The sequence below is a fragment of the Caulobacter sp. AVps18 genome (assembly GCF_058681425.1).
On record NZ_CM178737.1, the window covers coordinates 2,042,099 to 2,062,129 of the forward strand.

The 20,031-nt window shown below is 64.3% G+C and carries 11 protein-coding genes; 8 read left to right on the forward strand and 3 right to left on the reverse strand.

Annotation, left to right across the window (positions count from 1 at the left end; genetic code table 11):
- The first annotated feature begins 41 nt into the window (after positions 1-41).
- Positions 42-2,957 carry a TonB-dependent receptor gene (locus tag ACW179_RS09460; protein WP_492064039.1) on the forward strand — a complete coding sequence of 972 codons (2,916 nt, stop codon included), beginning with the start codon at positions 42-44 and terminating at the stop codon, positions 2,955-2,957.
- A 348-nt stretch (positions 2,958-3,305) separates the two neighbouring features.
- Here ACW179_RS09460 and ACW179_RS09465 read toward each other — a convergent pair whose 3' ends face one another.
- Both ACW179_RS09465 and ACW179_RS09470 read right to left on the reverse strand, forming a co-directional pair.
- The gene (locus ACW179_RS09465) at positions 3,306-3,992 is read right to left on the reverse strand and encodes a DUF6445 family protein (RefSeq protein WP_492064040.1); all 687 of its coding nucleotides are present in this window, start codon (positions 3,990-3,992) and stop codon (positions 3,306-3,308) included.
- A gap of 6 nt (positions 3,993-3,998) precedes the next feature.
- Entirely contained in the window at positions 3,999-5,516 is a 1,518-nt protein-coding gene (locus tag ACW179_RS09470; protein ID WP_492064041.1) for a tryptophan halogenase family protein, read from the reverse strand.
- 427 nt (positions 5,517-5,943) lie between these two features.
- On the opposite strand from ACW179_RS09470, the gene ACW179_RS09475 reads away from it, so the two are divergent.
- The 7 genes from ACW179_RS09475 to ACW179_RS09505 all read left to right on the forward strand — a co-directional run bounded on the left by ACW179_RS09475 (position 5,944) and on the right by ACW179_RS09505 (position 19,249).
- A complete protein-coding gene (locus ACW179_RS09475) occupies positions 5,944-8,178 on the forward strand; it encodes a S9 family peptidase (RefSeq protein WP_492064281.1) in 2,235 nt (744 codons plus the stop codon).
- On the forward strand, positions 8,175-10,427 hold the full coding sequence (locus ACW179_RS09480; RefSeq protein WP_492064042.1) for a family 43 glycosylhydrolase: 2,253 nt from the start codon (positions 8,175-8,177) through the stop codon (positions 10,425-10,427). Before ACW179_RS09475 ends, ACW179_RS09480 begins: the two co-directional genes overlap by 4 nt.
- Positions 10,428-10,586: 159 nt before the next feature.
- Positions 10,587-12,152 carry a M61 family metallopeptidase gene (locus ACW179_RS09485; protein WP_492064043.1) on the forward strand — a complete coding sequence of 522 codons (1,566 nt, stop codon included), beginning with the start codon at positions 10,587-10,589 and terminating at the stop codon, positions 12,150-12,152.
- A gap of 237 nt (positions 12,153-12,389) precedes the next feature.
- Positions 12,390-14,765: a beta-L-arabinofuranosidase domain-containing protein gene (locus ACW179_RS09490; protein ID WP_492064044.1), complete on the forward strand. Its 2,376-nt coding sequence runs from the start codon at positions 12,390-12,392 to the stop codon at positions 14,763-14,765.
- Positions 14,766-14,767: 2 nt separating this feature from the next.
- Positions 14,768-15,808 carry an Ldh family oxidoreductase gene (locus ACW179_RS09495; protein WP_492064045.1) on the forward strand — a complete coding sequence of 347 codons (1,041 nt, stop codon included), beginning with the start codon at positions 14,768-14,770 and terminating at the stop codon, positions 15,806-15,808.
- A gap of 2 nt (positions 15,809-15,810) precedes the next feature.
- A complete protein-coding gene (locus tag ACW179_RS09500) occupies positions 15,811-17,598 on the forward strand; it encodes a DUF885 domain-containing protein (protein ID WP_492064046.1) in 1,788 nt (595 codons plus the stop codon).
- Positions 17,599-17,737: 139 nt separating this feature from the next.
- Positions 17,738-19,249 carry a glycoside hydrolase family 27 protein gene (locus ACW179_RS09505; protein WP_492064047.1) on the forward strand — a complete coding sequence of 504 codons (1,512 nt, stop codon included), beginning with the start codon at positions 17,738-17,740 and terminating at the stop codon, positions 19,247-19,249.
- A gap of 85 nt (positions 19,250-19,334) precedes the next feature.
- Here ACW179_RS09505 and ACW179_RS09510 read toward each other — a convergent pair whose 3' ends face one another.
- The gene (locus ACW179_RS09510) at positions 19,335-19,976 is read right to left on the reverse strand and encodes a GntR family transcriptional regulator (protein WP_492064048.1); all 642 of its coding nucleotides are present in this window, start codon (positions 19,974-19,976) and stop codon (positions 19,335-19,337) included.
- Positions 19,977-20,031: the final 55 nt, after the last annotated feature.

The window sequence follows — 20,031 nt, forward strand, 5'->3', positions numbered from 1 at the left end:
GCTTGGGAGCGTTTGCGCACCGATCCGCGACGCTAGCGCGTGTGGCGAAAACGCAACACAAATATGGCATTTCCCGTAAAAAAACGTTGCAATTAGTATATCGTATAAAACATATTTTGACGCGTTCCGAGTTTCATGACCTCCTGAGGTCGCAGATTTTTCATAATGGGGGACTACAAATGCTGAGCGCCACAAGAAGAAAGACGATCCTCCTCACGGCTTCGGGCCTGGCCGTTGCCATGGCCTACTCGCCCGCGATCGCGCAGCAGGCCACTGTCAGTCAGCCGGCCGCCGCCAATCAAACCACCGTTGCGGAAGACAACATAGTCGACGTCGTAGTGGTGAAGGGCCTGAGGAAGAGCCTTGAGTCGGCGGCCAACAAGAAACGCAAATCAGCCCAGATCAGCGACTCGATCATCGCCGAAGACGTCGGCAAGCTGCCGGACAACAACGTCGCCGAAGCGCTTGCTCACGTCCCCGGGATTCAGATCAGCCGCGAACGCGGCGAAGGCGGCAGCGTCCTGATCCGCGGCCAGGCCGACATTCAGACGACGATCAACGGCAATGCGTCCAACAGCGGCGTCGGCCGTTCGCAAAGCCTGAACGACATTCCCGCCGAACTCCTCAAGGCGGTCACCGTCTACAAGACCCGCACCGCCGACCAGGTCGAAGGCGGCATCGCCGGTTCGGTCAACGTCGATCTGCGCCGCCCGCTGGATCTGCCCAAGGGGCCGACCTTCGCCGGCAGCCTGCGCCAAGTTTACGGCAGCGTCGGCGACACCAAGAGCCCCTATGGCAGCGCCCTGATCGCCAACCGTTTTGACACGGCCTGGGGCGAGATGGGCGTGCTGCTGAACGCATCGTACCAGAAAAACAACTACAACGAACAGTTCGTCGAGAGCGAGACTCCGGCCCTGTTCTGGGGTGCGCAGCAAGCCAGCCTGCCGGCGAACCGCCGCGGCGACACCTACAGCGTATACAGGGCGCGGTATGGTCTGGAGAGTGGCACGGTGAAGCGGCCGGCCCTCAACGCCTCCTATCAGTGGCGCGTAAACGACAATCTGGACATCGTGCTCGAAGGCTCAATGTTCAATTCCAAAGAAACGCGCCGCGGCGATGCGCTGGAAGTGCGGGTCAAGGACAGCCCCGCCAACCCGAGCAACATCGTCTATCAGCCCGACGGCAAGATGGTGAAGTCGATGACGCTTATCGACCCGAATCTGACCGACGCTGATCTGCTGCCGGCCGGCCCGCGTGCCCGCGACGACGTCATCGATTCGAAAAACAAACGCATCAACTTCGAAACTCACTGGAACAGCGAAAAGCATACGGCCAATTTCGGTATCTATCGCGACACCAACAAGCTGGACCTGCAATGGTACAATCAGCTGTTGCGCCTCCAGGGCTTGACCGGCGTCAATGTCGATCTCAATTCGCCCAAGGTTCCGACCGGTGGCCCTTACTTCGAGTTTATCGGCGCGGATGTGGGCAACGCCGACCTCTACAACATGTTCGAAATTGAGAACGGCAAGAGCTTCGAAAACAGCGAGGAAATTGTCGCGAGCGCCGACTATAGCTATCGCTTCAGCGAGAAGTCGCTCCTGCGCCGCGCTCAGGTGGGCGTGCGCTTCAGTGATCGCGACGCCGCCCGAGCCTATGGCTACCGCTTCGCCCGGTTTACCGGGGCAAAGACGGTGGCGCTTAAGGCATTCCCCGGCGGGGCCAACCCCGAAGCGGTGCGGGTCGATGTTCCCGGCTTTGACTCGCCGACCTGGTATCGCCTGTCCAACCAGGACTTCGTCAATAGCTTCGACGCCATCCGGGCCTATACGGTGGCCAACGCATCCCTGACGGACGGGTCGGGTGGCTGGGCCGATCCGGTGGTTAGATCTGAGCGCCTGACCAGCACCTTTGAGTCGAATGAGAAGACGGCGGCGATCTTTGGCCAGCTGTTCCTGGGCGGCAATCTGGGTCCGTTCCCGGTCGACGGCATTATCGGCGTTCGCGTGGTGGAGACGTCGGGCGACAGCACGACCGGCAACTTCAACGCCAGAACCGGTACGACCACGACTGTGAAGCGGTCGGGCAAGGGCACCGACACCATGCCGAGCGTCAGCGGCGTGATCCACTGGACCGACAAGCTGCAGATGCGTCTGGCCTATACGGTCAACATCCAGCGCCCGAACTTCCAGGACGCCAGCTCGTTCGTCTTCTACGACACCACCGCCAAGAACGGCTGGGGCGGCAATCCGGAGCTTCGGCCCAACGAAGAGACTGCCTACGATGCGTCGCTGGAATACTATTTTGGCCGCGGTGGCATCGTCTCTCTGGCGACCTATCTGAAAAAGCCCGATGGCTTCGTCGCCTGGGGTAATGAGTGGGTCCCGTACGACGAGGACAACAACCCGGCGACCCCGGACGTCCAATACAACATCAACCGTCCGCAGAACCAGGGTCCTGGCGAATACCAGGGCTATGAGTTCAACGTTCAGGGCTTCTTCGACTTCCTCCCCGCCCCCTGGAACAATGTGGGTGCTCAGTTCAATGCGACCTACAACAGAAAGGGCACGATCAAGTATCGCTACCTTGTTGAGGACGAGAACCTAGGCGAATTCCCCGGCAAGTACGACGCGCCGTTCAATTCGAAGCTGACCTACAATATGGCGCTCTACTACGAGACGCCGCAATACAGCGCGCGGGTGGCCTATAACTTCCGCGACGCATATCGTTACGACCGCGACTATGCCAGCCCGGAGTACTCGCGCTGGAACGAGCCGACCTCGCGTCTTGACGCTGCCTTCAACTACACGCCTATCCGTCAGCTGACCCTCAGCTTGGAAGGCACCAACCTGCTTGAGGACGAGAGCAAGGTCAATTACGGCAAGGAAAACCTGCTTCCCCAGGGTGTCCGTGTCCCGGCCCGTACTGTCCAGCTCAGCGCCCGCTTCCGTTACTAGGGGCGACTGACGGCAAGACGATTTCGGCCCGCTGCGAGAGCAGCGGGCCGAATTTGTTTCAAGCCCCTCTCATCCTCCAGAGGCCTGGCGCCAAGCGCGCGAGGGCACCCTTTCGCGGGATAGTCGGAAGGGTGTGGCTGATATCAACGGCCGTTGGTCCTGACCTCAGAGGGGCCAAATCTGAAAATACCCCGTCACCACGGGACTTGTTCCCGGGGGCCATGGGTCAGCTTCATCGTGAGAGTTTTATTCGGCACCGCACCTGCGGTGGAACAATGGGCCCCGGGAACAAGTCCCGGGGTGACGACACATAACGAGCGCAAGGCGTAGAGCTCAGCGGCGGTTGGTTTAAGCCTGCAAAAACAGGTTGGTCGTCAGGCGCCCGGCGCGCGGATCGGCGCTGTAGGCGAAATCCTCCGGCACATGGGCGGAGTGGAGCAGGGCCCCGGAGTAGATCAGCACACGGTTGAAGCGGCCTTCAAAGAAGCCGATCTGTTCAAAGGTCCGCGTTGATCCGTTCATGAACACTGGCGCAGGCTCGCCCTCCGAGGCGATGTCGGCGAGAATGGCCTGTTCGAAGGCGGTCTTATTGGTCTCGCTGAGCTGCTCGATGCCGGTTTGCGACTGGCGATAAAAGCCCGTGCCGCCCTGCGGCGTGGGGGCCAGGAAGTGGAGCAGGGCGAACCGCGTGGCATTGAGGCTGTCATAGTGCGGCAGTCGGACCAGCGGGTGCATCTCCTGCGGCCGCTTGGTCATCAGCGAAAACGCGGCCTGAACGATGCGAAAGCCTTCGGCGCCGAACACCGAATTCACGATGGGCGAAGCGAGCGCCCTCAAGCTTTCGACATAGGCGCTCTCGGCCGGGTCTCTGGCGCTGAGGTGGCGGCGCAGGCCGGGATAGCTGTTGGTGACCACCTCGGGAAAAGGTTGCCGCGCTGCAAGTTCGATCAGCGCCTCGGGCCCGGCGGCCACATCGTCGATGACCACGACCTTGTGCCGCTCTTGACCAATCTCGTGAACCTCGACCTTGCCCAAGAAAAATCAGACCGTGACGAGAGCGGGTGAGGCGCAGGTGCGAGCGATGAAGGCCTCGTGCGACGGCATGATGTCGGAGCGGCCGCGTGTACCCTGCTGGATCTTGGCCATGCGCCACTGAAACTCGTCGGACGGCATCAGGTCAGCGGAGGGGTGATGCGATCTGGGCAGCAAGCCCTGGCCGGCCAGAACGGCGAACCAGCTCGCTTCGCGGAACATCTCCTCATCACGCACGAGGCTGAGGTTGTGCTGCTCGAAGCTGTCTAGCCGGAACTGCAGACTGTCGGGGATGCTCATGTTCTTGCAGTAGGCCCAGAACGGCGTGTCTTCGCGCTCGGTGACCTTGTAGTGGGCGATCAGGAAGTCCTTCACATTGTCATACTCGGCCAGCAGTTCGCGGTTGAAGCTGGCGCGCAGCAGCTCGCTGATCCCGTCGTTGGGGAAGTATTTCAGCAGTCGGAAGATCGCCACGTGAACGAGATAGATTGAGGTTGATTCCAGCGGCTCCAGGAACCCGCCGGCCAGGCCCATGGCGACGACGTTCTTGTTCCACATCCTGCGGCGGTGGCCGGTGGTGAACTTCAAAATGCGCGGCGAGGCCTGCGCCTTGCCGTCCAGCCGCTGTACCAGCAGGTCGCAAGCTTCCTGCTCGGAGATATAGCTGTCGCAGAACACATAGCCGTTCCCCGTGCGGTGCTGCAGCGGGATGCGCCACTGCCAGCCGGCCTCGCGGGCGGTCGACTGGGTATAGGGCGCTGCCGGCCCGACCTTGTCGCAAGGCACGGCGGCGGCGCGGTTGCAGGGCAGCCAGCGGCTCCAGTCCTCGTAGCCGCTCTTCAGCGTGTCCTCGATCAGCAGGCCACGGAAGCCGGAGCAGTCGATGAACAGGTCGCCCGCCACGGTCGTTCCATTGGCCAGGGTGACAGAGGTGACATCGCCGCTTTCGGGATGCTGGGCGACGCTGATCACCTTGCCTTCCAGACGCACCACGCCCTGCCGCTCGCTGACCTTGCGCAGGAACTTGGCATAGAGGCTGGCGTCAAAGTGGAAGGCGTAGTTGACCACCGGGATACTGGGATTGATGTCCTTGGTGCGCCCGAACCGGCCCTCGCGCGCAGCAAGGGTCTGGGCGTTGAAGAGGCCGAAATCGGGAGAGCCGCCTTCGCGCAGATAGCGCAGCCAGAAGTGCGAGAAGTTGATCCCGCCCATATCGACGCCGAAACTGCCGAAGGGGTGAAAATAGTCGCTACCCGGTGCCTTCCAGTCGACGAAGCGGATGCCGAGTTTGAAGGTGGCGTTGGTCTCGCGGACGAACTCGTTCTCGTCGAGGCCGAGGGCTTCGTTGAAGCCCTGGATGGACGGAACCGTCGCTTCGCCCACGCCGACCGTGCCGATCTCGTCGGATTCGACGAGTGTGATGCTGTATTTCTTCGTACCGAGGATCTTGGATAGGGCCGCCGCGGCCATCCATCCAGCTGTTCCGCCGCCGACCACCACCAGCCTGGTGATTTTCCCGGTGCTCATCAGTTCATCTCTCCGAATAGGCGGGAAGTATGCGTGCGGCGAAGTCCCTGTCAATCAGCGGTATATCGTATAAATTCCGCGCCGCCCTTTGCCAGCGCGTCTGGGCTGATAGGGCGCCGGAGCCGACCTGGCCGATTTTCCGGCACATCGGCCACCGGGGCGCCGGCGACTTCGAACACAAACTGTCCTGTCGTTGGCGCAGGCGGATACGGCGATGAGAAAAACAACGCCTGCGCGTGAGTATATCGTATAAAATATTTGACTTGGGAGTGGTTTCTCCGGACTGTCCGCCATCTCACGGGGGTGACACGGCGGTTACGCCGACGGGAAGGTCATTCCGCCACTATCCAATAGCGAATGATCCATGCGTATCGCAAAATTGTCCTTGCCGTTGAAGCCTTTGGCGATGGCGTTCGTCCTGTTGACGATGTCACCCGCGGTGGCTTTGGCCGCCGAAAGGCCTGACATCGCCGCGCGGTACGCCGCCTCGGATGAGTATCTGCCGGCCAAGATCGACCCCTTGGTCATCGACCTCGACATGTCGGCCAGGTTCGTGAAGGGCGGCGTGCTTTTCCATCGCGGTCCACGCAAGGCGGGCAAGGTCTGGCTCGCCGATCCCGCCACCGGTGCGCAGCGAGAGCTGCCGGATGATCAGGTCCTTGCCGCCAAGGTGATTGCGGCCGGCGCTGCCGCGCCTGACGGGGTCGTCATCGTCCCGCTCGACTTCGACGCGGACAAGGGCGTGCTGACCTTCTCCGCCGGCGGCGCGCGTTGGACCCATGACGCTGCGGGCGTCGTTGCCTTAGTGCCTGCGCCGGCCAAGCTGCCGCCTGGAGTTGTCTCGCCTGACGGCAAGTTCAAGGTCATCCACAAGGGCTATGACCTGTGGCTGGTGGATGTCGCCTCGGGTCGAGAGACACCGCTGACCTATGATGGCAGCGAGCAAGGCCGGTACGGCCAGAGCCTTCCGATGCTGCCCGACATGATCAAGGCGAATTTGGCCGCTCCGCCCATGCCCATTTCCGTGCAGTGGTCGGAGGATTCCAGGCGCATCCTGACCTACAAGCTGGAGCTGAACGGCGCCTATGTCTGGAACACGGTCCAGGCCAGCCCTCCGGGCGCGCAGTTCCCAAAGGCCTTTTCGTTTATCTATCCCAATGCCGGCGCCACCAACCTGCCGCTGGAAAAGCCGCTGGTCATCGATATCGAACCGGTCGCCAAAAACGGCCGCGCGAGCCTCGTCTATATCCAGGCACCGGCGCAGGAGGTGCTCTATCCGGGCGACCCGGCCCTGCAGTGGGAAGACGGCAAGGTCATCTATCAATGGACCGAGCGCGGCTATGGCTCGGTGCAGTTGTTTGAAGCCGATCCGGTGACGGGCGCCGCGCGCGCGCGGGTCATCGAACGGGTCAAGCCGGTGGTCACCGTGACCTCGTCGTCGATATATTCGTCGCCGGCCGTCAAGGGGGATCTCGTCATCTCCGAGCGGACCGGTTGGGCCCAGCTCTACCTGGTGGCCAAGGGCGACAAGCCAGACGGCGGCAAGGCCCTGACCAAGGGCACCTGGGAAGTCACCGAGATCGTGCATGTGGCGCAGGGCGGTCCGATCCTGGTCCTCGGCGTCGGGCGCGAGGCGGGGGTCAATCCCTATTTCGCCATGCTCTATCGTGTCGGGCTTGATGGCTCGATCCGAAACCTGACGCCGGAGCCCCTCGACCACCGCATCGTCGTCTCCGAGGACGGCCGTTACCTTATTGATCGCATGTCGAGCCCAACCTCTCCGACCGAGACCGTGGTGCGCGACGCCGCCGACGGCCGCATCGTGGCGCGCCTGGGCAAGGCCGATCCGACAGCCCTGCTGGCCACCGGCTTTACCGCGCCCGAACCGTTCGAGACCCTGTCCGAGGATGGCAAGGTCAAGCTCTACGGCATGATCTATCGACCGAAGAACTTCGATCCGTCGCGGTCCTATCCCGTCATTGAGAACGTCTACACAGGGCCGACCACTCACCGCTATTCTGACAACTACGACGACAACGTCCGCACCTCGACCAATGCCGTGGCCCAGATCGGGGCCATCGTCGTCACCATTGACGGGCGCGGCACCTCGCAGCGCGGCCAGGCCTTCCGTCTGCCGGCGTTCCAGAACCTTGGTGAGGTCGGTCTCGACGACCACATCTGGGTGCTGAGGCAGATGAAGGCGAAGTACCCCTATTTCGATCTTGACCGAGTGGGCGTGTATGGCGGCTCGGCCGGGGGCTATGACACCGCGCGCTTCCTGCTGCGCCGCCCCGATTTCTTCAAGGTCGGCGTCGCGTCCTCGGGCAACCATGACCTGCGTCTCGACAAGGCCTGGTGGCCAGAGGTGTCGATGGGGATCGCCGACGACGCCACCTGGGAGGCCAGCTCCAACATCCCGGTGGCCAAGAACCTGAAGGGCAAGCTGATGCTCGTTCATGGCGACATCGACGACAATGTGCCGGTGGCCGCGTCGCTGCGGCTGTCCAAGGCTCTGGTCGAAGCGGGCAAGTCACACGAGCTGGTCATCCTGCCCAACACCAACCACGGCGTCAGCCAGCCCTACTACTGGAACAAGCTGCGCGACTTCTTCACCACCAACCTGCTGGGCGAGATCCCGCCGGCAAATGGAGGCGCAAAGTGAAACTGAAGCTTTTCCTAGCGGGTCTGGCCTGCCTGATGGCGCTCGGCTCTGCCCCCGCACACGCTCTGGACAATCCGATCCTCGCGGACGGCAAGCACTACACCACTGATCCGGCGCCACTGGTCGCGGATGGCAAGTTCTACATCCTCACCGGCCGGGATACGGCGCCTGTCGGGGTCAACGACTTCATCATGCCCGAGTGGCAGCTGCTGGAAACCGACGACCCGGGCTCGGGCGTCTGGAAGCACACGCCACATTTCGTTCGGCCGGAAGACGTCTTCAAATGGGCGAGCCCGGAGCGCGCCTATGCCGCCCAGATGGTCAAGGGGCCGGACGGCCGCTTCTATATCTATGCGCCAGTGGTGCAGAAAGGCACGACGGCCAGGGACGCCTTCGGGATCGGCGTGGCTGTGGCCGACCAGCCGCAGGGCCCGTGGACAGACGCCCATCCGGCAGGGCCGATCGTTTCGCAGACCTATCCCCTGGCCAACGACATCCAGAACATCGACCCGACGGTGCTGGTCGACGATGACGGCCGCATCTATCTCTACTGGGGCACCTTCGGTCGGCTGAAAGGCGTCGAACTGGAGCGGGACATGGTCACGTTCAAGGGCCGGCCCGTGGACGTCTCCAGCCTGAAGGGCTTCTTCGAAGCGCCGTGGATCTTCAAGCGCAAGGGCACCTATTACATGATCTATGCCGGCAACACTGCCGGTCCGGATTCAGAGTGTACGGAAGCGGTCTATTACGCCTGCCAGGCCTATGGCACGGCGCCGTCGCCGCTGGGTCCGTGGACCTATCGTGGCGTGCTGCTCGACCCGGTGTCGTCCACCACGTCCCATGCCGGTATCGTCCAGTTCAAGGACAGGTGGTTCATCGCCTATCACAATGCCGATGCCGTCGGCGGGGATCACTTCCGCCGCAGCGTGTCGCTGGACGAGGTAACCTTCGACGACAGCACGACCCCGGCCCTGATCAACATGGTCGAGCCGACGCGTCCGCCCGCCCCGCCGGCCAAGCCGCAACGCAATATCGCGTCGGCCGCGCGCATCGTCGCGTCCAACTCGCCCGTGCCGGTGCAGTACTGGATCCGCGCGCTGAACGACGGCAAGGTGCATGAGAATCCCCTGCCGCCTGATGTCTGGGGCACCTGGACGCCCAACAATCCGGCCCAGCAGTGGGTGGTCTACCAGTGGGAAGACGCGGTTCGGCTGAACGGCGCGCGTATCCGCTTCTGGAATGACCAACCGGCAGGATCCGGTGTCGGTGTGGCCGCGCCCAAGGCCTGGCACCTGGAGTACTGGAACGAGAAGGCCTGGGCTCCGGTGGTTGCCACCTCGGCCTATGGCGTATCGACCGAGGCCTTTAACGACGTCGCCTTCGCCCCCGTGCAGACGCGCTGCCTTCGGGCCGTGTTTGATGCGTCTACTGACGGCAAGACCTTCGCTGCCGTAGCGGCGCAGGAGTTGGAGGCGCTTTATCCGACGCCTGTTCTGGTCGAACCGGCCGATACGCCGATACCGGCGTCTGCCAATTGCGCGGTCGGGACGCAGGTAGCGGCCGCGGCTCGGCCGGCAACGGCGGCAGCCAGCAGCGTGGCGCCTGTTCGCCTGACCGTCACCCAGTCGGCGAACCTGCGGGAACTCGCCGGCCCGGGCGCGGTGAAAGCCGCAGCCTATGAATTCACAGTGCCCAAGGGCGTGGTTGTCGCCGGCAAGGCCGGTGGCGGTATCGGTATCGACACGGGTGTCTGGCCTGCGGGCGTGACCCTGACCCTGACGATCAAGGGCCACGTCTATGGCGGCGGCGGCAATGGCGGGCAGGGCGGCGACGTGCCTGGCGCGACCAACGGCAGCCGGGGCGGCGACGCCCTCTATATCCAGGCACCGTTGACTTTGGTCATCGATACGGGAGCCTCGATCAAGGCCGGCGGCGGCGGCGGTGCCGGTGCCGACGGCGGCGGTAGCGGCGGCGGCGGCGGCTTTCCCAATGGTGAGCGCGGCGAGGGTGGCGCGGCGGCCTTTGACTCCAACTACGATACCGCTCTTGGTTCCGCCGGCCGACCCGGAACGCCAGGCGGGGGCGGCATGGGCGGTCAGCGCGGCGCTGCAGGCGCGTCCGGCGGCAACGCCGCCATGCCGGGCGGTTCTGTGACGCGGTTCGGCGGCCCAGCCGGTCGGGCCATCGTCACAAATGGCCACGAGGTCAAGCTGACCCGGCGCGGCGCCATCTTCGGCGACGTCCTTTAAGCCGGCTTTCCCGGACGGTTTTGCCGGTCTTTGATTATCGACAGGTGTTCGCCGTCAGGGCCTGACGGCGAACATCACCGCGATCGACCTCGCTGCCGCCACGACGGTATCGCCCGAAGTCCGCAACGACGCCCGCCCACGAGAGCGATGGACACCGCAATGAAGCTCGCACGACGTTCGGTTCTGCTCCTGGCTCTGCTGGTCGCCTCGATGGCGCTTGGTGCGGCGGGTGGTCGGCAGGCTGTCGCGGGCGAGCGCGCGATCATTGGTTACAGGATCCACGTTCATGACCTGGCCGGTCAGACCGTGGATGTCGAGGCGAGCTTCCCGGTCAGCCAGCCGCAGGCAACGCTCTACATGCCGGTCTGGACTCCCGGCTACTACGTCAAGGAGGACTACAAGAAGAACGTCCTTCGCCTCCAGGCGTATGACGATGCCGGACGCGAGCTGGCCGTGACCGACGGCGGCCCCAACCGCTGGACAGTGAATACCAGCGGTGCCAAGCGGCTGCTCGTCCGCTATGGGCTTTCGGCAAAGGAACGGTCCGTGTCAACGGACGAGGTGACGTCCACCTACGCGGTGCTCAACGGCTCGGCGACCTACATTACCGTCAAGGGCGGTGAGCATCTTGGCCAGGAGGTCGCTCTCGACCTGCCCAAAGGCTGGGTCAGCGCGACCGGTCTCAAAAGGAACGGGCCGGCCTCGGGGGCGCGTTTCACGGCCGCCAGCTATGAGGAGCTGGTCGATTCCCCGATCATGGCCGGCGACCTTGAGGTCCTCGACTTCACCTCGAAGGGCACGCACCACCAGATCGCCTACAACCGCGGCGCGGTGTCCGTGGACAAGGCGCGGATGGTTTCCGATCTCAAGAGGATGGTGGACGAGACGCGCGGCTTCTGGAACGCGAAGCCCTGGCGGCAGTACGCGTTCCTGATCGCCTTCCGCACCAAGACCGGCGGTGGCCTGGAGCATAGCCATTCGACCTTCGTGAACGTCAATCCCGAGCGGTTCGCCACCGCCCCGGGCTACGACGCCTTCGTGGCCCTGCTCGCCCACGAGTACCAGCACGCGTTCAACGTTAAGCGACTGCGCCCCGTGGAACTGGGTCCCTTCGACTACGAAACAGTCCCGACCGTCTCCACCCTCTGGATCTCGGAGGGCCTGACCTCCTACTACAGCAACCTCATGCTGAGGCGGAGCGGGCTGATCGACGACGATCGCTATCTGGGCATGATGTCAAAGCAGATCACCGCCCTGCAGAACGCCCCGGGCCGGCTGAAGCAGTCGCTGGAACAATCATCAATGGGCGTGTGGTCGAACAGTCTGTCCGGTGTCGGGGCCTCGGACGCGACGGTCAGCTACTACGTCAAGGGCGAGGTCGCGGGCTTCCTGCTGGACGCGCATATCCGCAAGCTGACGGGCGGCAAGGCCAGCCTCGACGACGTGATGCGCAAGGCCTACGCCCAATACTCCGGCAAGACCGGCTTCCGGCCGGAGGACTTCACGGCGGTGGCGGAAATTGTCGCGGGTCAGCCGCTGAAGGCCTGGTTCGCCAGCGTCATCGGCGCTCCGGGAGACGTCGACTACGCCGAGGCGCTCGATCTGTACGGGCTGGAGCTGACGCGGAGCGAAGCGAACGGGGACGACAAATATGTCCTCTCGATCGCAGCGAACGCGACCCGGAGCCAGACCGCCCGGCGGCGGTCCTGGCTTGGGCCCCAATGAGCGAACACCGGCCACCCTCTGGATGCCTTCAGGAAACGGCGCTGGATGAGGGTGTCATCGGCAACGCTCGTGGTGGGACCTTAGTGCCGATCCCGTTGCCTATTGATACGCGTTTGGTCCGCATCAATCGGGTCGTGCAAATCGATCCGTTGATCGCCGTTTTCCCACTGTGATCGGATTGACGGGTGGGAGGGGTGAACCTAAGATCGTATACGGTATTAAGTAGGGGTATATCTGATGGCGACTCGCCGTGACCTGATGCTCACCGCTGCCGCCGCGCTCGCTGGCGCGACAGCCGCCCCGGTCGCCGCCCTTGCCAGGGGCCGGGTGTCGCTACCGACCAAGGCCGCGCCCCTGCCGTTGTCTTCGGTTCGCCTTCTGCCATCGGACTATGCAACGGCGGTAGAGGTCAATCGCACCTATCTGCTGCGGCTCAGCGCCGACCGCTTCCTGCACAATTTCATGCTCTTCGCCGGTCTGCCGGCCAAGGGCGAAATCTATGGCGGTTGGGAGTCCGACACCATCGCCGGCCATACGCTGGGCCATTACCTATCGGCGCTTGTCGTCATGTACCAGCAGACCGGCGACGTCGAATGTCGCCAGCGGGCCGACTACATCGTCAGCGAACTGGCGCGGGCCCAGGCCAAGCGCGGGACCGGCTATGTCGGGGCCCTGCAGCGCAAGCGCAAGGACGGCACGGTCGTTGATGGCGAGGAGATCTTCGGCGAGGTCATGAAGGGCGAGATCCGCTCGGGCGGGTTCGACCTCAACGGTTCCTGGTCGCCGCTCTATACGGTGCACAAGATCTTTGCCGGCCTGCTCGACGTGCACGGCGCCTGGGGCAATCAACAGGCGCTGGACGTGGCCATCGGCCTCGGCGGCTATTTCGAGAAGGTCTTTGCCGCGCTCAATGACGAGCAGCTGCAGACCCTGCTCAACTGCGAATATGGCGGGCTGAACGAGAGCTATGCCGAGCTTTATGCCCGCACCAAGGACCCACGCTGGCTGGTCGTTGCCGAGCGGATCTATGACAAGAGGGTGCTGGATCCCCTGATGGCGCAGCAGGACAAGCTGGCCAATTTCCACGCCAACACCCAGGTGCCCAAGCTGATCGGTCTGGGCCGGCTGTACGAACTTACTGGAAAGCCGCAGAACGCCGTGGCCGCGCGGTTCTTCTGGTCGACCGTTACCGACCACCACAGCTATGTGATCGGTGGCAATGCCGACCGTGAGTATTTCTCGACGCCGGACTCGATCTCCTCGCACATCAGCGAGCAGACCTGTGAGCACTGCAACACCTACAACATGCTCCGGCTGACCCGGCAGATCTATAGCTGGAAACCGGACGGCAAGCTGTTCGACTACTACGAGCGGGCGCACCTCAACCATGTGATGGCGGCGCAAAACCCCAAGACCGGCGGCTTTACCTATATGACGCCGCTGCTGACCGGGGCGGCCCGAGGCTATTCGACCAATAAGGATGAAGAGTTCTGGTGCTGCGTCGGCACGGGCATGGAAAGCCACGCCAAGCACGGGGAGTCGATCTTCTGGGAAGGCGAGGGGGCTCTGCTGGTCAACCTCTATATCCCTGCCGAGGCCCAGTGGGCGGCGCGCGGCGCGACCCTGCGGCTCGACACGCGCTACCCCTATGAACCCGAGTCGCGTCTGACCCTGACCCGCCTGGCAAAGCCCGGACGGTTCACGATCGCCCTGCGCGTACCGGCCTGGGCGGGCGGCACGCCCAAGGTCAGCGTCAATGGCCAGCCGGTCCTGACGGACCTGTCCGGCGGCTACGCCCTTGTCGACCGCAAGTGGAAAGCGGGTGATGTGGTGGCCATCACCCTGCCGCTGGACCTGCGTATCGAGGCCACGCCGGGCGACGAAACCACTGTGGCCGTGGTACGCGGCCCGATGGTGCTGGCCGCCGACCTGGGCCCGGACAGCGAGCCCTGGGAGGGCGTTGATCCGGCTCTGGTGGGCGAAGCGGTTCTCACCGGCTTCCAGCCGACTGCGGTCGAGAAGGCGCTCTATGTGGCCAGGGGCGTCGGCCGGCCCGGCGACCTGACCTTCGTGCCGTTCTACAGCCAGTATGAGCGCCGCAGCGCGGTCTATTTCAAGCGCTTCAACGAAGGCCAGTGGAAGACCGAGGAGGCCGCCTTCCTGGCCGAGCAGGTTCGCCTCAAGGATATCGCCGCCCGCTCGGTCGATGTGATGCATCTGGGCGAAATGCAGCCCGAACGCGACCACAACCTGACCTCCGAGCTGTCCTATCCGGTCGCCTATCGGAACCGTAACGGCCGTGACGCCCGTTCAGGCGGCTTCTTCGAGTTCGAGATGAAGGTGCGGCCGGGCCCGCTGATCCTGCAGGCGACCTATTGGGGCGGCGAGCGCAGCCGGGATTTCGACATCCTGGTCGACACGGTGAAGGTCGCGTCCCAGCACCTGGAATTTGATCATCCCGGCAAGTTCTTCGACGTCGAATACCCGCTGCCTGAAGCCCTCACCAAGGGCAAGACCAAGATCAAGGTTCGGTTCGTGCCGCGCGACCGCAGCACCGCAGGTCCGGTGTTCGGCGTGCAGGTGTTTGCCGCCAAGCCGATCCCCAGCGCATGACCATGGCGGCGGAGGCAAAGGCGGCAGACGAGGTGCGGCTTTCGCTGGACGAGGTGCGTGATCTGGCGCGGAAGGTCCTGAACGCGGTCGGCCTGTCGGCGGGCCATGTCGAGGCCGTAACCGAAACCCTTGTCGCCGGCGAGCGCGACGGTTGTGCGTCCCACGGACTTTACCGTCTGCTGGTGGCGGCCAACAGCATCTCCAGGGGCGTGGTTTCGGTCGATGCAGAACCGGTGCTGGACGAGCCCGCACTGGCCCTGGTGCGGGTCAATGGCGGTGGCGGGTTCGCCCAGCTGGCGTTCGAGCGCGGGCGGCCGGTCCTGGTCGACAAGGCGCGTCGTTTCGGCATCGCTGCCCTGGCCCTGAACAATGTCGTCCACTTCGCGGCCTTGTGGCCCGAGGTCGAGGCCCTGGCGAACGAGGGGCTGGCAGTGCTGGCTTTCACCCCCAGCCATGCCTGGGTAGCACCGGAAGGTGGCACGCGGCCGGTGTTCGGCACCAATCCCATCGCCTTTGGCTGGCCGCGCCCGGGGCGCGAGCCTTTCGTCTTCGACTTCGCCACCAGCGCGGTGGCGCGCGGCGAGATCGAGCTGCACCGGCGCGCCGGCAAGTCCGTGCCCGATCACTGGGGCTATGATGCCGACGGCGCTGCAACGACGGTGGCCGAAGAGGTTCTGGGCGGCGCGATGCGAACCTTCGGCGGTCACAAGGGTTCGGCCCTGGCCGCCATGGTCGAACTGCTGGCCGGGCCGCTGATCGGCGATATGACCAGCCAGGAGTCGCTGAACGCCGACCAAGGTCGCGGCGGTTCGCCGATCGGCGGGGAACTGATCATCGCCCTGGATCCCGCCGGATTCCTGGGCGGGGCTATGGCCGACCATCTGGCGCGGGCCGAAGCACTGTTCGCGGCGATTGAGGGGCAGGGCGCGCGGCTACCGTCGCAACGCCGCTATGCCGCCAGGGCCAAAAGCCTGCAAGAGGGCGTGGCGATTTCCGGCGCGCTATACCGAGACATCATGCTGTTGCTTGAGGGGAAGAACTAGTCATGCGGCAAGCCGGACTTTTCGACACTGCGGTTCTTGGTCTGGCGGTGATTGCGCCACTGCTGGCCGTCGCCCCTGCGATGGCCGCCCCTTCGGCCGTCAAGGCCGGATCTGTGGACCAGCGGTTCGAGGCGATCGCCAATGCTGAATATGCCTGGCGGCTCAAGCAGAGCGGGCCTAGCGAAGACGGCCCCAAGAGCGAGGCTTTCAGCCTGCCCGATGTCGGTCCTGCCATCCAGGCTGCGCGCCTTGAGCGCTGGACCACGGTCTCGCAGCAACTGGCCGCCCTGCCGGTCAGCAAGCTGTCGAAGGTCAACCAGGTCAATTACGCGGTCTATAAGGGCCAGATCGACGCCCTTCTGGCCGAGCAACGCTATCGCCAGTACGAAAAGCCACTGAACGCCGACAGCAGCTTCTGGGGTGATGTCGCCGAGTGGGCGCGGGGCAGCTTCCGCACCGAGGCCGACTATCGCGGCTATATCGCGATGATGCGCGACATGCCGCGCTATTATGACCAGCAGATCGTCAACATGCGCGCGGGCCTGGTGCGAGGTTTCACGCCGGCCCAAATCACGTTGAAGGGTCGCGACGCGGGCGTGGCGCTGGTCGCTGACGTGACCCGCCCCGAAGAGTCGCCGTTCTACGCGCCGTTCAAGACCATGCCGTCGGCCATTCCCGCCGCGACGCAAGAGGCTCTGCGGCGCGAGGCGCTCGATACCATTTCCAAGGCCGTCACCCCGGCCCATGCCAGCTTGCGAACCTTCCTGCGTGACGAATACATCCCCGGCGCGCGCAAGAGCCTGGCCGCCTATGACCTGCCGGACGGCAAGGCGTTCTACCAGTCCAAGGTCCGTGAATTCACCACCACCGACCTGACCCCGGACCAGATCCACAAGACCGGACTGGCCGAGGTGGCCAAGATCCGGGGCCGCATGCTGGCCGTGATGAAGGAGGTCAAGTTCGAGGGCGACCTTCCGGCCTTCCTGACCTTCCTGCGGACCGATCCGCGCTTCTATGCCAAGACGCCGCAGGACCTGCTGGATCGCGCCGCCTGGAACGCCAAGAGCTTTGACGCCAAGGCTTCCCAGTGGTTCGGCCGTTTGCCGCGCAGCCGCTTTGCCATCAAGCCTGTGCCCGACGAGATCGCGCCCTTCTACACCGGCGGGCGTGGTGGTCCGGGCATCTATCTGGTCAACACCTACAACCTGCCGTCCCGGCCGCTCTATTCGCTGATGGCCCTGACCCTGCACGAGAGTGCGCCGGGCCACGCCTTCCAGATGCCGCTGGCCGCCGAGAACAAGGACCTGCCGGCCTATCGTCGCGACACCTATCTGTCGGCCTATGGCGAGGGCTGGGCGCTGTATTCCGAGGCGCTGGGCGAGGACATGGGACTCTATGAGACGCCCTATGACCGGTTCGGCATGCTCAGCTATCAGATGTGGCGGGCGGCGCGCCTGGTGGTCGACACCGGAATTCACACCCAGGGCTGGAGCCGCGAACAGGCCCAGAAGTACCTGCACGACAACACCGCCATGGCCGACCACGAAATTACGACCGAGGTTGACCGCTACATCGCCTGGCCCGGCCAAGCCCTGTCCTACTACATGGGCATGCTGGCCTTTGTGGACGGGCGAAAGCGCGCCGAGCAGGCCCTGGGTCCGAAGTTCAACATCCGCGCCTTCCACGACGCCATGCTGGAGTTGGGGTCTGTCCCACTGCCGGTGATTGACGCGCGCGTGGACCAGTTGATCGCGGATGGCGGCAAGGGCCCCTATCCTGACGAGGAATAGCACGAACGCTAAACCGCGGAGCGCCGCCCTGGTGCTGGCCTTGGCCCGCTGCGCCCCGGCGGCGGCCTGCGACGCCAATCCCTGACATCCTGGTCGTGGCGCTGGTCGCGTTGCGCCAACCCCAAAAATGGAGATCGCGATGTTGCGCGGCCTGATGACGCTGTCCCTTGGGGCTTTGATCCTGACCGCCGCGCCCGCGCTGGCGGAGACGCCGTTGGACGGTGTTTGGCTGTTCGACAAAGCGCCGTCCTATCCCGGTGTCACCATGGTCCAGCTGTCCAGCAAGGGCGGCAAGACGCAGGGGACCGTCACCACGGCCTGGTATGGTCCGATGGAGATGCAGAACCTGGTCATCCAGGGCAACAAGGCGACGTTCGAGCTGCGCAACCTCAATGATCGCGCTCACGCCACGCGCCAATGGACGGCCGTGCTTGAAGGGCAGCAGGTCAAGCTGGTCGGCGACGTCTGGTACGCGCATGTCGAGCAGGTCGGGCGTCAGGGCACGGCCACCGAGGCCAAGGCGCGGACCTTCAAGACCGCCGCCCTGCCACCCCTGGGCAAGCTTTCGCCGGACGGCATGGCCGCCAGGCCGCCGATGGGCTGGAGCAGCTGGAACAAGTTCGCCGAGCACATCGACGACAAGACCATCCGCGCCATGGCCGACGCCCTGGTGGCGACGGGTCTCAAGGACGCCGGCTACATCTATGTCAATATCGACGACGGCTGGCAGGGCACGCGCGGGCCGGACGGGGCGATCCGCCCGAACGACAAGTTCCCCGACATGAAAGGTCTGGCCGACTACGTCCATTCCAAGGGCCTGAAGCTGGGAATCTACAGCTCGCAGGGACCCAGGACCTGTGCCGGTTATGAGGGCAGCTACGGTCACGTCCAGCAGGACGCCCAGACCTTCGCCGACTGGGGGATGGACTATCTGAAGTACGACCTGTGCTCGGGCGAATGGTTCTATAGCGACGCCGATACGGTGCAGCGCAGCTACTACGAGATGGGCGCGGCACTGCGGGCAACGGGGCGACCGATCCTCTATTCCCTATGCGAGTACGGGCGTTTCGATGTCGGTGCGTGGGGCAGGGACGTCGGCGGTCACCTGTGGCGCACGACCGGCGATATCACCGACGACTATCCGACCATGGCCAGGATCGGTTTCGACAAGAACGGCCGCCCCGAGCTGGCCGGCCCTGGCGGCTGGAACGATCCCGACATGCTCGAGATCGGCAATGGGGGCATGACGCACGATGAATACGTCACCCATATGAGCCTGTGGGCCATGTCGGCCGCGCCGCTGATGATGGGCCACGACCTGCGCCAGACCAGCGCCGAGGTGCTGAAGATGCTGGAAAACCGCGAGGTGATCGCCATCGACCAGGATGCCCTGGGCATCCAGGGCAAGGCCGTGCGACGCGAAGGTTCGACCGAGGTCTGGACCAAACGGCTGGCCAATGGCGACGTGGCGGTGGCCTTGTTCAATCGCGGCGAAACGGCTGCGCCGATGACGCTGCTGGCCAGTGATGTTCCTCTCGCCAAGATCACGGGCGTCCGCGACGTCTGGCTTGGGGCTGATCTGGCCGCTGGTCCGCAAGACTTTCAGGTGCCGGCTCGCGGCGCGGTCACGCTGCGTATCAGGGGCAGCTGAAGCCTTCGCCAGCCTCTCGGTCTCGGGCCAGCTTGGAGGGACCTGTCCGGACAAAAAAGAGCCGGCTTTCGCCGACTCTTTCGTGTCAGTTCGCCAGTTGCTGCCGGAGATCCGACAGGGTGCCCCGGATGTGGCCTGCGGTCAGGGCTTCGACGGTCGGGGCGTCACCCCGGGTCCAGGCCTCGAGAATCTCGCGATGCTCCAGGCTGGCCCGTTCGTCACGCCCGAAGGGCTCCAAATGCACTCGGACATAGCGCTCGGAGAGGATCTGCAGGCGTTCCATCAACTGGAAAGTGATGTGTCCGCCAGGGTGCACCAGCGCCAGGTGGAAGGCGCGGTTCAGGCTGACGTGATCGCCATCAGGTTTGGCCAGTGCGGCCTCAAGCGCCGAGAGAGCGTTCGCGGCGGCGGCGTGGTCAGCCGGAGTCGCACTCAGGCAGGCTTCGGCCACTGCCCCAGGCTCCAGCTTCAGGCGCAGGGCGAAGACTTCGCTGGCCTCATCGCTGGACAGGTCGCGGACAACATAGCCGCGGTTGGGATAGGAGCTGAGAAGGCCGTCCTGTTCCAAACGGCCAAGGGCCTCGCGCAGCGGAATCTTGCTGACGCCCAGTTCGGCGGCGATGACGTCCTGCCGTACGGCGGTTCCGGGCTGCATAGCGCCGACGAGGATGCGGCGGCGCACAATTTCATAGGTTTGGTCGGACAGCGTGCGGACAACGATATTCATAAGCGCAGGCTGAACCTCTTGGCGGATCGTCTAGGGCGGAGACCGTGGCAGCGCC